We start from the raw sequence: 11,668 nt of genomic DNA on the forward strand, positions 1-11,668 counted from the left end.
TGTTCTTCCAGGGCACCTTGGGTAGCTTCATGGCATATTCGCAGATAGGTGGCAGTGCTGGGGCTGTGTCGCCTGGTCCGAATGGCCAACCGGCAGGGAGCTATTACGCTCCTCCGAAGCCCTCTAACAGTACTGACGCTCCGACGGCGGGTCAGGATGCGGCTGCCGGGACAGCTCGCATGACCTTGCCACAGAACTCAGCGCCAACGATTCACGACACGGGCCTTCGCGGGGTGAATCGTTAACTTGATGCGTCGCCGGGAAGTTGGCGCAAATTCTTGATCTGCTGTCGAGTGGTTTCTTATGAGAATGAATAATTTTCTATTGCTGATTCTCCTGTTCCTTGCCCCACTAGTTGCATATGGGGAGGGGCGCTGCCCGCCAGGTCAGTATCCGATTGGCGGGCAGGGTGCGGGTGGCTGTGCCCCGATTCCAGCCTCTCAGGGTGAGGGGAGTTCCGGGCCGCGTGCGATAGGTAAGTGGATCAAGACCTGGGGAGCCATATCCCGATCTGTTGTGACCGGTGATGTGGGAGCTTCGGTTGGAAAGAGATCAAAGGCCGAGGCCGTCGCTGAGGCTCAGTCCCGCTGTGCGACATATGGTGCGAAAGATTGCTCTGTAGGGATAACGTATAAAAACCAGTGCGTCGCTTATGCGGATCCGGCTCCAGGCTCTAAAGGATTGATTTCAATGGCCGGTGGTCCAACGAGAGAGGCCGCTTCCACTGAGGTTCTGAAGTACTGTGCTGCTCACGGCGGTGGGCAGTGCACGATCAAGTACACGGATTGCAGTGAGCCAATCTTCCAAGAGTTCTGATTGCTCTATGGAGCTGGGTTGACACATCCGACGTCCAACACCTATCGCACTTTGGTAGAGGGATCAGAGTGGCTGGGGCCATCATGAAATGAACTCTCGAAGCTGAATTCGGGAGTTCGGTCCCATGCCCGAAGAAGTGGGCTGCGTGCGCGTCAAAAATGCTGACGCATCTGGCCCTCAATCGCAGGCGCTTTCCCGTCGATGAGGACTTTGGCGAAGAGCATTGCGGATGACGCTGCGCGGCGCAGAAGGGGGGGGGGCGTGGGCTTGATCCTGACGAACACTATTCTGACTATCCCCAATGGCGGCCATGTTCTTCCAGGGTACCTTGGGTAGCTTCATGGCACATTCGCAGATAGGTGGCAGCCCGGTTGCGCAGGCGCCGGGTAGCTACTATTCGCCGGCCCAGACAAAGGATCATTCCAGTGCTTCATCGGTCAGTTCCTGCCACGGCGCGACTTCTGGTTACGGTATTGGGCGATCAGGTGAGATCAAGCAAGATACTGGAAAACATGGGCAGGCTGGTGCCTAGCGTGAAATGACAGTGTCGATTGATAGAGGTGTAAGTATGAAGTGCATTGTCGTGCTTTTGCTGCTCGTTATTTCTAATGTGGCGTTGGCAGAAGGGCGGTGCCCCCCAGGTCAGTACCCGGTGGGAGGGCAGGGCGTAGGAGGTTGTGCGCCAATTCCGGGCGGTCAAATTGGTGGTGAGAGCAATGGCCCCACGCCAACTGGCAAGTGGGAAACCCGGTGGGGTGCTTTGGCGCAAGATGCAGACCATCAAGTAGGCCAGAATTTGGCGATTGGTGTGGCAGAGGTCAAAAAATCAAAGAGAGAAGCCAGGTCTCTCGCGCTCTCTGAATGTCAGCGCATGGGGGGGCAGAAGTGTAAAGTTATTCTTGAGTACCACAATCAATGCGCCGCGCTAGCCGGCCCGGTGATTGGCTCAATACCCCTGGCCGATGTGACAACCGTGGCGTATCGATCACCTAATGAAGAGGATGCGAAGGCGGAATCAGTGCGCCGTTGTGAATCCGAGGGTAAGGGGCGCAGTTGTACCGTTATCTACTCTGCGTGCAGCATGTCTGAGTTTAAGCCTTTCCGCTGATGGAATCCTCGCGTTGGGTGAGCTTTGTTGCACGCCGAGGTTCTTCTTATTTGTTTTAGAGGTGGCCTGCTGAGAAGCGGGCTATTTCTATTTCTCACTTCCGCCTAAGACATCGACTTTGCCTTTGGGGTTGGAATCGCTGGCCATAGGTATGGTGATTCGCGTGTCTGCGTCGTTCGGGGTGACCCCGCTGGTGAACAAGTTCCCGCTGATGGGCGCGTCCAGCGACGGCATGACCAGTCAGGCGATGCAGTAGGGCGGCATGGGATTGATCCTGACGACCCTGATTCTGACTGCGCCCCCAATGGCGGCCATGTTCTTCCAGGGCACCTTGGGTAGCTTCATGGCATATTCGCAGATAGGTGGCAGCCCTGTTGCGCAGGCGCCGGGCCCGAGTGGGCAGTCGCCGGGTAGCTACTACTCGCCGGATAAGCCGGAGAAGGGGCGTACTGCAGACGCCGGTGACTACAGTAATCAGTCAACAAGCTGCATGACATTGCCGCAGTCGGATGCAACAAGGATTGCGGAAACTGGCCAGCGAGCTGCTCATCCTGGTAGACAGTGATTTCAGGCGTATTGGAGAGTTAACGTGAAGCGCATTGTGATCTCCCTCTTTTGGATTTGCTCTGCTTTGTTCTTGCTTGTGACAGCAGATGTCCAAGCGGAGGGGCGCTGCCCGCCCGGACAGTATCCGATTGGCGGACAGGGGGTTGGTGGATGTGCGCCAATACCGGGCTCCAATGGAGGCGCTGCGGGGTCCAGTGGTCCGGTCGCGACAGGCCGCTGGATCAAAACCTGGGGAGCTATTGCAACCGCAGTAAGCACGGGCGATATGGGGGCATCAGTCGGAAGGCGTTCAAAGCAGGAAGCTGTGTCCGAGGCGCTTTCCCGTTGCGCGACCCATGGCGCTAGAGATTGCAAAGTCGGAACTACCTATAAGAACCAGTGCGTTGCATATGCTGATCCCGAGAGGGGGAGTAAGGGGCGCGTCTCCTATTCGGTTGCAGGCTCCAAGGAGGAGGCTACAAATCGAGTTTTGTCCCATTGCGCGGACATCGGTGGTGGGCAGTGCAAAGTTCTATATACAGATTGTTCTGAGCCGATCTTTGAGTCGTTCTAGTCTCATGGTTGCCGTGACATCCCGCCGAGATCGAGTGGCGCGACGGTCCTAGTGGGCAAATGTTCTTTTACTGCGCTGTGGAGAAGTGTTGCAAGGCTATCGAATCGTTACAGGCTGCAGCCGCGACTCGATGATGGTCCTGGTAACCAACATGGCGCGGGCAGCGTTGATTGTGGCCGTTGCCACCAGCATGAGCATGTTCGGGCGCGATAAGCAGCACGCTTTCCGCGCAACCTCAGGCCGGCGGGGCTGCGGGAGGCGATGCATCCCCGGCGCCATCCACCGCGGATCTGTTTTTCGGATAAGCCACCATTCACGTTAACTGCGCTTTTTCTGTGATCAAGTGCGCTTTTCATCCCAAGCTCCCTTCGACGAGCCCCGCCTCCTCGAAGTAAGCTGCGTGCGCGTCAAAATCCCGACGCATCGGTGCCATCGAACGCAGGAGCTTTTCCGTCCATGAGGACTCTGACGACCCACGATGCGGATGTTGATTGCGACCATCGCAGACGCCGCAGGGCCGGGGCTATCATCCGCCATGGTGGAAACCGGAGCCTGCAGCGCAGCGCATGGTTTCCCGGTCGTCGCGCGGGTACTGGAAAGTCAGGATTGAAGGAGTCGCAGGGGATGCAGAAGGGGAGTGGCGTACACATGGACAATGCCTTGGCGTTCGTTCCGTCCGGCGCGAACCTGCTGGAGGCGGTACGCGGCGATCTCACCGGCAACGGGATCGACGACCAGTTGCTGGTGATCGATCAACCGGCACCCGACGGCTTGGTGCCCGGCGAGCACGGTCCCAACCGGGTGTTGTTGCTGCTGCTGGGTGACGCCGCGGGCCGATGGCAGTTGGCCGCGCGCAACGACAAGCTGGTGCCGTGCTCCACCCGTGGGGGCATTGCCGGCGACCCCTTCGCGTACGTGACCATCGAGGATGGCGCGTTCAGTGTGATCACCAACGGCGGGAGCCGTGAGCGCTGGAGCAGCATCTACACGTTCCGCTACGTTCCGGCCGACGAGGCCTGTTGGGTGCATGGCGTGCAGCGCAGGGTGGTCGACACCGAGACCGAGGCCAGTCATACACGCGATTTCTCGGCGGCCGAACTTGGTCGGGTGCGGTTCGAGGATTTCGATCCGTCCGTTGTCGCCGACGTGAGCTTGCCCTGAGTGCCATGCCTGTGAGGAGGCGGGAGTACCCAACGATGATCGAGCAGGAGTTTCACCGTGTCGCAGGATAGAGAGTCGCAGTTGCTGCGGCAGGCCACGGAGGCCGGCATCACCTCGTCCCGGGAACTGGCCAACTTCATGGCGCAGGCCGGGCACGAGTCCCGTGGCCTGAGCCGGCTCAATGAAAGTTTCAACTTCACCCGGGGTATCTCGCAGATCCCGGTGGAAGCGGCGTGGCGCAATGGCAATGGCGCGCTTGAGGACGCCCGCCAGGACGCGTTGCGCGGCCGTCCGGAGAATCTGGCCGAGCTGATGTACGGCGGGCGCATGGGCAATGATGCGCCCGGCGACGCATTGAAGTATCACGGCCGCGGCTATCTGCCGCTGGTCGGCAAGGAAAACTATGAGCGTGCCGGCAAGGCGCTGGATCTGGATCTGGTGAATCAACCGGAGCTGGCCGCGCAGCCTGAGCATGCGGGCCGTATTGCGGTGTGGCAGTGGCAGACGCGCGTGCCGGAGGCGGCGCGCGAGGATGTGCGCGAAGCGACACGCGCGATCAATGGTGGCCTGAACGGCATCGAGGCCCGCCAGCAGCGGTTCGATGTGTGGCAGCAGAAGCTGACACCTGATGTGATGGCGCGGCTGGAGCGGGGCGAAGTAGGGGCGCCGGCGCAGCAGGCCACCCTGCGCGACATGTCGCAGCCGGGCGAGCCGGGACACGCCCTGTTCCAGGGGGCACGCCAGCACCTGCAGCAGATGGGGGCGCAGAGCGGACTGCGCAGTGAGCAGGAACTGGACAACGCCGCCGGCGCGCTGGCGTTGAGCGCGCAGAAGGCCGGCCTGTCGCGTATCGATCATCTGCTGGCGGGCAACGACGGGCGCACGCTGTTTGCGGTGCAGGGCGCGCTGGGAGATCCGGCGATGCTGCGTGCGTCCGTTGACCGGGAGCAGGCCGCCCAGCAGCCGCTGGCGCAGAGCAGCCAGCAGTTGGCTGCCAGTGTCGCCCAGCAGGACCCGGCGGCCGCGCTCGCCCGCGAGCAGGAGCAGCGTTCTCGATCCCTGTAACACCTGATGCCGGCGGGCAGGGGACCCGCCGGCGCTTTACGTACGACGCGTGGCGCCCTGTGGCGCCGACATGGAAACCCACTCGGAAGGACACCACATGCGAATCGTTCCCTCGAATGCCCGGCACGCCGCTGTCTGCTGCAATGCATCCGTGCGCCGCCTGCCGCCGCTCTGGCTTCTGTCACTTGGACTTGCCGCGGCGTCGGCTCAGGCTCAGGAGACAGCGGCGCCCGTCGTGGAGGCGCCCATCGCCGCCGAGGCGATCGTTGACGCGCCTGCAGGGATGGCACCTGTTGCAGCGCCCATGGCCACCGAAGCCGTTGTCGCGGCGCCGGCTCCCGATGTACCGGCTGCCGTGACACCTCCTGCGACACCAGTGGTGGACGCGCAGCCGGCGCCGGCTGCAGACCCGACGCATGTGCCCGTTGCACCCGCAGCGGCGGCGCCTGTCGCTGCACCGCCTGCTGTCGTCGAGCCAGCCGTCCCGGCGGTAGCTCCCGCGCCACCCGCCTTGGTCATCGCGCCGTTGCCGCCCGAGCAGGCGACCGAGCGTGCGCTTGGTGCCCGCTGCCCGGTGGATCTTGCTGGGCGGCTGGCGGCCCAGGGCGAGCTGCTGATCGGCGCCTGCCAGGGCACGATGCCGGCGCATCTGGCCGCGCTGCTGGTCGCGCTGCCCCAGCAGGACATCCACCTGCCGCGCAGCTGGCGCGAGCGTGAGGTGCAACAGAAGGTTTGGTTCAAGGCGGTGCCGGGCTACGGCCAGCGCCCGGACTTCATCGCGCGGATGGGCGACATCTGGGTGCGTTCGCTGGAAGGACGCGACGCCGACAGCACGTTCTACCTGGTGTCGGCACCGTTCACCTGCAGCGACCGGGTCGCCAACCGCGATGAGTACGGCGCGGAGCCGGTACGTGTGCCAGCGGGTGACTGCCGCGAGGCCTATGTGGCCCAGCGTGTGTACCAGGTTCGCGGGGACGCCGCGCCGAGGGATGTGACCGCCGATGCCATGCCGGCCATGCCCCAGGTGACGGAGGCCGATCGTGCGCGGCAGCTGTCGCGCGACGGCCGGATCAGCCTGGACTACAGCAAGTTGCAGTACGGCCCGGCCATGCGCTGGTTCGTGCAGTACCCGGAGGCAGCGCAGAAGGGCGGTCCGCGTGCCTACAGTGACTGGAACCGCGAGCACCTGGCCTTCGTGGTCTGGACTGGGGATCGCTTCGAGCTGCGCGAAAAGGTCGCGCGGGCGCAGTGGCCCTGTGATCCGGTAGCACCGGGCGATCGCGCCTGTGGTGGCTTCCCGGATTCCGGGCCGGATCTGTTCGTGACCGCCAGTGCGTCCGCGCCGGTCGCGGCCTCCAGCCCCTGAGGCAGAGGGCCGAAGTGACGCGGGAGCTGGATTGACCGGCTCCCGCGCTGTTCATCAGGCCTGCATGCTGCGGGTCTGGTTCTGCTGTTGTTCCAGTTGTTGATCGCGGTCCTGTGCCAGGCGCTGTCCCGCAGCTTGCTGATCAATGCGCTGGCTGCTCTGCTCCAGCGGGGTGTTCATCGCCACGGCCGTGTCCACCGACACGCGCAGATGCGCCGGGTCGCCGCCCTGGCCCTGCACCGCGAAGCTGCGCGAGGCATCGGCATTCATCACCACTTCGTCGATGCGCTTGCCGCCTGCAGCGTGCATCTCCGCCGCCAGGCTACCGGCCAACTGCGTACTCATCACATCCGGCACGCGGCCGACGCGAACGTCCTGCGCATGCACGCCACGGATCGCGTCGTTGAACAGCGGGTTGCCCAGGTGATTGGCATCGTCCATGCGCAGCATGCTGGTGTGATGGCCGTTCTTCTCTGCTTCGCGGCGTGCTGGTTCACCGGGCTGCAGCGGGCCGCGGATGTGGTCGTACAGATCGATGGCGCCGCCAGGGATGCCGCGTGCCGCGCGGGTGACGCCACGACGCAGTGATTCCACGTCGTCGCGGTACTCCTCGATCATCTTGGCGTTGTCTTTCGCCAGCTTCTGCGTTTCCGGGTGCTTCAGCACCGAGCCTTCGTTGAGGAAGTTGCCCAGTTTGTGCGCGCCGAATGAACTGGTGGCCGCGATGATCGGACGGTCTGGAATCAGATCACGCAGGGCGTGATTGCTGAAGCCATTTGCCGCGAGCGTCTTGATCTCATCGGGCTTGGCGTAGATGCGGACCTGGCCGAAGTGCGGCGAGGCGGCGCTGACCGGATCGGAAGCCATGACGTGGTTGATCATGGTGTTGCCGCCTTCCGGAATGCGGTAGCTGAGGCTGACCGCGCCGTAGGCATTGAAGGTCTCGCCCTTGACGTTGAAGTGGTGCGAGGTGATCTGGGCCAGGGCGCCGCCGAGGGAGTGGCCTGTGACGGTGACCTGGGGCGCGGGCACACCGTTCAAGCGGGATTGAAGCGCGGCGCCTTCGAGCGTCCTCTGTGTCAAAGCAATCGCGTCAGGCGCCTGCACGTTGGTGCGCGCAACCACCATGCCGCCGTCGGTCAGAATCGCATCGCGAGCGATCTGCTCGGTGCCACGATGCGCAATGACGATCTCTTTGGTGTCTACGCGCTGATAGACGGTGCCCTGATAGCCGTTGAGACGATTGTTGACATGCTCAAGTATCTTGTACTCATGGCCGTTTAACGTGACTTTTTCTTCTTGGCCGGGTTCACGTCGGCCGACGGCCCGATCCTTGTAGGCGTCATTGGATAACGCGGCGTAGTCCTGAGAGGTGATGGTCACGGCGCCACCTCACTTGCGGAGAGGGTGATCGTAAACAGCTTGTCCTGCAGATCAGGGGCGTAGTTGCTGCGATCGGGCTCGCCACTGGCTGGGAAGTTGGGAACGCGATCTGCCTTCGGATAGACCAGATCCGGATAGTAGAGCGTATGGGCGCCACCTTCGGTCAGCGGCTTGGCGTCGACGAAAGTGAGGAAGCGGGTCTCTTCTTCGGCACCCGTCGCCTTCAGCATTGCCCCGGCACCGGTGAACTCCCACTTGCAGACGCCACGACCGTAGTAGTCCTCATCCAGCATGCGGTCCACATACAGCGTGCCGCGGTACTCGCCCTCAGCGACCTTGCGCAGCTCCACCGGTTCCTGGCTGGTGATACGTGCAGCTGTGCCGGTGGCCGGCTCGATGTGGCCGCACTGGTCTTCGTTGGTGACGTCGTACTGCGCTACGCCCTTGACCAGTGCGAAATCGCCGGGTGCATCCTTCAGGCGCAGTACAAGTTCATAGGCCTTGCGCGGGCTGGGGTTGAGCTTGGCGAGGCCACGCCCACCCTGGGCGACATCGGCTTCAGCAGCGGCACGTTCCTGGTTCATGGCGGTCTCCGGGTTGCAGGCGGTCAACAGAAGCAGAGCAAGGCACGGGATCATCTTGTGGCGCAATGTCGGCCTCCTTGGGGGTAGGAATGGTTGAACTGGCAGCTCATGGCGCGAGTTTCTGCACAGTGGTGGTGGTCGAGAACAGCGCGTCGCGCAGCTCTTCCTTGTACTCCGAAGGATTCGCTTTGCCGCTGGCAGGATAGTTGGCAGCAAGCTCCGCGCGAGGATAGGCAACCCTCGGATAATAGAGAGTCAATGGGCTCCCCGCGTCCATGCGCTCCTTGTCGATGAACGTCAGGAATCGCGTATCCGCCTCGCCGGTCGTAGCGCGCAACATCGCACCGACTCCGGTCAGTGTCCAATGACAGACGCCGCGATCGTAATAGTCTTGGTCCTGCATGCGGTCGAGGTAGAACGTACCGCGGTACTCGTTCTCACCGACCTTGCGCAGCGTGACGAGCTCCTGGCTGGTAATACGGCTGGCGGTACCGGTCGCCCTCAGGACCCGGCCGCAGTCCTTGTGGTTGCTGACGTCGTACTGGGCAACGCCCTCGACCACCGCGAAGGGACCGGGGGCATCCTTCAGTGTCAGAACCAGCTCGTAGCCCTGCTTTGGTGCAGGATTGAGTTTGGCCAGGCCGCGCCCACCAGCGGCGACGTCGCGCTCGGCATCAGCATAGGGCGAGCATGCGGCCAGTGGGATAAGGGCGAGCAACGCCAGCAGCGGCTGCCTTTTCCTTTCAGGGAGCGCTACTCCCATGGCCTGATCCTGCATCGTGCGTCCATGTCCATATATCCTTCCTGGGTGACAGGTTTCTCGATTATGGAGCGTGTCAGGAACGCTGCGCCACCGCCGCGACGGCTTTTTGACGCGCCCGATGCGGTGCATTCCGGCGAATCGATTGCAGCACAGGGGATTCGGGCGTCGCGTTGGCCTTGCTGGCAGGGGCTGCTCGCGGTTGAATCTGCGACCTAAATCAATAATTCACGCATTCATCACATTATCAAAGGCGTTCTCTTGAACTGCATGATCCGCACCGAAACCACGGCCGACCACGCCGCCATCCATGCACTCACCGAGGCCGCCTTCCGCGAAGCCCTGCACAGCAGCCACACCGAGCAGTTCATCGTCGACGCCCTGCGCACCCGCGGGGAGTTGAGCATTTCGCTGGTCGCCGAAACTCAGGGCCAGGTGGTCGGTCACATTGCCCTGTCGCCGGTGACGGTCAGCGATGGCAGCACGGGCTGGTTTGGTCTGGGCCCGATCTCGGTAGTGCCCGCGTGGCAGGGGCAGGGCATCGGTGCGGCCCTGATGCGCGCCGCACTTGAAGCACTGCGTCAGCAGGGTGCGCATGGCTGTGTATTGCTGGGCGAGCCGGCCTATTACGGGCGCTTCGGCTTCCGTGCCGAGCCGGGCCTGGTGTTGCCGGGCGTGCCGGCGGAGTACTTCCAGGCGCTTTGCCTGCAGCCTCCGCTGGCTCAGGGCGAGGTGCAGTACTCACCGGCCTTCGAGGCGACAGCCTGAGCCACGGCGGGCGTGCGCCCGCTCAGGGCGCGCGCCAGACGGTCGGTTCGGGTTGCGGTTTCGGAATGCGGTAGCCGCCGATATGCTCGAGAAGTTCATTGGTACGACGCTGCTCGACCAGTACCTCACGCAGCAGGTTGCGCACGGCGAAGATGGCGAACGGCACCAGGATCCAGACCAGGCTGATGCCCAGCGCAAACAGGGTCAACAGGGCTTTTGCACCATCCATGTACGGCATTCCTTGATCGAAAGCAGCCACGCTAACACGCAGCTGCTTCCAACGGATGTCAGGCCTTATGCCGAAGGTGGATCAGCGGATACGGGCGGCCCTGCGAATCCAGCGGCGAACGACCGGTTTCGACAAAGCCCATGCGCAGGTAGAAGCCCACGGCCTGCGCGTTCTGTGCGTTGACGTCGGTGCTCAGCTGCGGGTGCAGGGCCAGTGCGTGCTGCAGCAGCTGCCGACCGATACCGGTGCCGCGCACGTCCGGATCGATGAACAGTGCTTCCATGTGGGTGCCGTCGATCAGCATGAAGCCCAGCGGCCAATCCTGTGCATCGACAGCAACGGTCATCGGCACCTGCGGCAGGAAAGCGGCGACTTCGGCATCGATCGCCAGGCGATCTTCAGTGCTGAGGAAGTCGTGGGTGGCGTCGACGGCGCGGCGCCAGAGATCGACAAGGGCGGCGCCGTCGTCGGCGCGAGAGGGACGGAGGGTGGTCATGTGTTCACCAAGGTGCTTACAGGAATACGCATTGTGAAGCTTTCCGGCCGTGCCTGCAGGTGCGGGTTCATCCGGCGTTGCGATGGCGGATGAAGGGACTGTAGGCAGTCGCTTCCGCGCGCAGCGCCACACCATCCTCGAAGTCCTCACTGTTGTTGAAGGGCACGGTCGGCCACTGCCGCCATCGCGACAGTCGCTCGCGGTAGGAAAGGGTGGCTGCAACCAATGCTTCGTCGTGGGCCTGCACGCGTTCCGCTGCAAGCCCTGAGCGCACGCCGTGCACCATATGCGGCTCCATCACCTCGAAGCCGACGTAGCGCAGGCTGTACATCAACGGCCACAGCAACAGCCGGGTATCGCCTTCGCGGCCATCGACCGCGCACGCCCGCGCCGAAGAGCCGGTGGTGACGCTCAGCAACGCACGCTTGCCCTGCATCACGCCGCGCTCGTGGCGTTGCCGGCTGTTGTACATCGGCCCGTAGACCAGCACGCGGTCCAGCCAGCCCTTGAGGATGGCCGGCGCCGCAAACCACCACAGTGGGAACTGCAGGATCACCAGGTCCGCGGCCTGCAGCAGCTGCAGGTGATGCCGCACATCGGCGGGCAACTGGTCGTGTTCGGCGCTGTAGCGCTGTTCGCGCTGGGCATCGAAGCGTTTGGGCTGCAGGCGCCGTGGATGGTGCCAGGCCGCTTCCAGCGGATCGAAGCCTTCTGCATACAGGTCGACCATGTCCACCTGCAGATGGTCGTGCCGCAGCTGCTCGGCCGCCTGCAGCCCCAACGCTTCGATGCCCAGCGCGAACAGCGCTACA

Annotated in this window: 13 protein-coding genes and 1 pseudogene; 8 read left to right on the top strand and 6 right to left on the bottom strand. The window is 63.1% G+C overall.

Annotated elements, in window-relative coordinates:
• Positions 1-309 precede the first annotated feature (309 nt).
• The 7 genes and pseudogenes from QRO95_RS22385 (at position 310) to QRO95_RS22420 (ending at position 6,636) form a co-directional block, all read left to right on the top strand.
• A complete protein-coding gene (locus QRO95_RS22385) occupies positions 310-816 on the top strand; it encodes a DUF4189 domain-containing protein (RefSeq protein WP_232528021.1) in 507 nt (168 codons plus the stop codon).
• 568 nt (positions 817-1,384) lie between these two features.
• Positions 1,385-1,924: a DUF4189 domain-containing protein gene (locus QRO95_RS25415; RefSeq protein ID WP_182266332.1), complete on the top strand. Its 540-nt coding sequence runs from the start codon at positions 1,385-1,387 to the stop codon at positions 1,922-1,924.
• 643 nt (positions 1,925-2,567) lie between these two features.
• Positions 2,568-3,044 (top strand): DUF4189 domain-containing protein, encoded by a 477-nt coding sequence (locus tag QRO95_RS22400; RefSeq protein WP_343123932.1) that lies wholly within the window; start codon positions 2,568-2,570, stop codon positions 3,042-3,044.
• Between the two features lie 88 nt (positions 3,045-3,132).
• Positions 3,133-3,261: pseudogene (locus QRO95_RS22405) on the top strand (type VI secretion protein); the annotation flags it as partial.
• Positions 3,262-3,668: 407 nt separating this feature from the next.
• Positions 3,669-4,205, top strand: coding sequence for a hypothetical protein (locus tag QRO95_RS22410; protein ID WP_032129521.1), 537 nt, complete (start codon positions 3,669-3,671; stop codon positions 4,203-4,205).
• A 57-nt stretch (positions 4,206-4,262) separates the two neighbouring features.
• A complete protein-coding gene (locus tag QRO95_RS22415) occupies positions 4,263-5,270 on the top strand; it encodes an XVIPCD domain-containing protein (RefSeq protein ID WP_285303506.1) in 1,008 nt (335 codons plus the stop codon).
• Between the two features lie 97 nt (positions 5,271-5,367).
• Complete coding sequence (locus QRO95_RS22420; protein WP_343237338.1) at positions 5,368-6,636, top strand: hypothetical protein; 1,269 nt, start codon at positions 5,368-5,370, stop codon at positions 6,634-6,636.
• A 54-nt stretch (positions 6,637-6,690) separates the two neighbouring features.
• Here QRO95_RS22420 and QRO95_RS22425 read toward each other — a convergent pair whose 3' ends face one another.
• From QRO95_RS22425 to QRO95_RS22435, 3 genes are read right to left on the bottom strand one after another with little or no spacing between them, the layout of a single operon-like run.
• Complete coding sequence (locus QRO95_RS22425) at positions 6,691-8,019, bottom strand: XVIPCD domain-containing protein (RefSeq protein WP_180837949.1); 1,329 nt, start codon at positions 8,017-8,019, stop codon at positions 6,691-6,693.
• Positions 8,016-8,669 (bottom strand): hypothetical protein, encoded by a 654-nt coding sequence (locus QRO95_RS22430; RefSeq protein WP_049436610.1) that lies wholly within the window; start codon positions 8,667-8,669, stop codon positions 8,016-8,018. Before QRO95_RS22430 ends, QRO95_RS22425 begins: the two co-directional genes overlap by 4 nt.
• A gap of 40 nt (positions 8,670-8,709) precedes the next feature.
• Positions 8,710-9,381, bottom strand: coding sequence for a hypothetical protein (locus QRO95_RS22435; RefSeq protein ID WP_285303508.1), 672 nt, complete (start codon positions 9,379-9,381; stop codon positions 8,710-8,712).
• Positions 9,382-9,624: 243 nt separating this feature from the next.
• Here QRO95_RS22435 and QRO95_RS22440 point away from each other — a divergent pair, with 243 nt between their 5' ends.
• The gene (locus QRO95_RS22440; protein ID WP_404830387.1) at positions 9,625-10,131 is read left to right on the top strand and encodes a GNAT family N-acetyltransferase; all 507 of its coding nucleotides are present in this window, start codon (positions 9,625-9,627) and stop codon (positions 10,129-10,131) included.
• A gap of 22 nt (positions 10,132-10,153) precedes the next feature.
• On the opposite strand, the gene QRO95_RS22445 is transcribed toward QRO95_RS22440, so the two are convergent.
• The 3 genes from QRO95_RS22445 to QRO95_RS22455 form a co-directional block, all read right to left on the bottom strand.
• On the bottom strand, positions 10,154-10,360 hold the full coding sequence (locus tag QRO95_RS22445) for a hypothetical protein (RefSeq protein ID WP_005410107.1): 207 nt from the start codon (positions 10,358-10,360) through the stop codon (positions 10,154-10,156).
• A 58-nt stretch (positions 10,361-10,418) separates the two neighbouring features.
• The gene (locus QRO95_RS22450) at positions 10,419-10,856 is read right to left on the bottom strand and encodes an acetyltransferase (protein WP_285303510.1); all 438 of its coding nucleotides are present in this window, start codon (positions 10,854-10,856) and stop codon (positions 10,419-10,421) included.
• A 67-nt stretch (positions 10,857-10,923) separates the two neighbouring features.
• Entirely contained in the window at positions 10,924-11,661 is a 738-nt protein-coding gene (locus QRO95_RS22455) for an NAD(P)H-dependent oxidoreductase (protein ID WP_285303513.1), read from the bottom strand.
• Positions 11,662-11,668: the final 7 nt, after the last annotated feature.

Origin of the sequence: Stenotrophomonas maltophilia group sp. Smal13 (assembly GCF_030236855.1) — a bacterium.
Lineage (GTDB): Bacteria > Pseudomonadota > Gammaproteobacteria > Xanthomonadales > Xanthomonadaceae > Stenotrophomonas > Stenotrophomonas maltophilia_A.

What these genes read in the sequence shown, in the direction of transcription:
- QRO95_RS22450 (WP_285303510.1), bottom strand. Translation starts at nt 10,856, where the DNA reads ATGACCACCCTCCGTCCCTCTCGCGCCGACGACGGCGCCGCCCTTGTC.
- QRO95_RS25415 (WP_182266332.1), top strand. Translation starts at nt 1,385, where the DNA reads ATGAAGTGCATTGTCGTGCTTTTGCTGCTCGTTATTTCTAATGTGGCG.
- QRO95_RS22385 (WP_232528021.1), top strand. Translation starts at nt 310, where the DNA reads ATGAATAATTTTCTATTGCTGATTCTCCTGTTCCTTGCCCCACTAGTT.
- QRO95_RS22410 (WP_032129521.1), top strand. Translation starts at nt 3,669, where the DNA reads ATGCAGAAGGGGAGTGGCGTACACATGGACAATGCCTTGGCGTTCGTT.
- QRO95_RS22435 (WP_285303508.1), bottom strand. Translation starts at nt 9,381, where the DNA reads ATGCAGGATCAGGCCATGGGAGTAGCGCTCCCTGAAAGGAAAAGGCAG.
- QRO95_RS22445 (WP_005410107.1), bottom strand. Translation starts at nt 10,360, where the DNA reads ATGGATGGTGCAAAAGCCCTGTTGACCCTGTTTGCGCTGGGCATCAGC.
- QRO95_RS22420 (WP_343237338.1), top strand. Translation starts at nt 5,368, where the DNA reads ATGCGAATCGTTCCCTCGAATGCCCGGCACGCCGCTGTCTGCTGCAAT.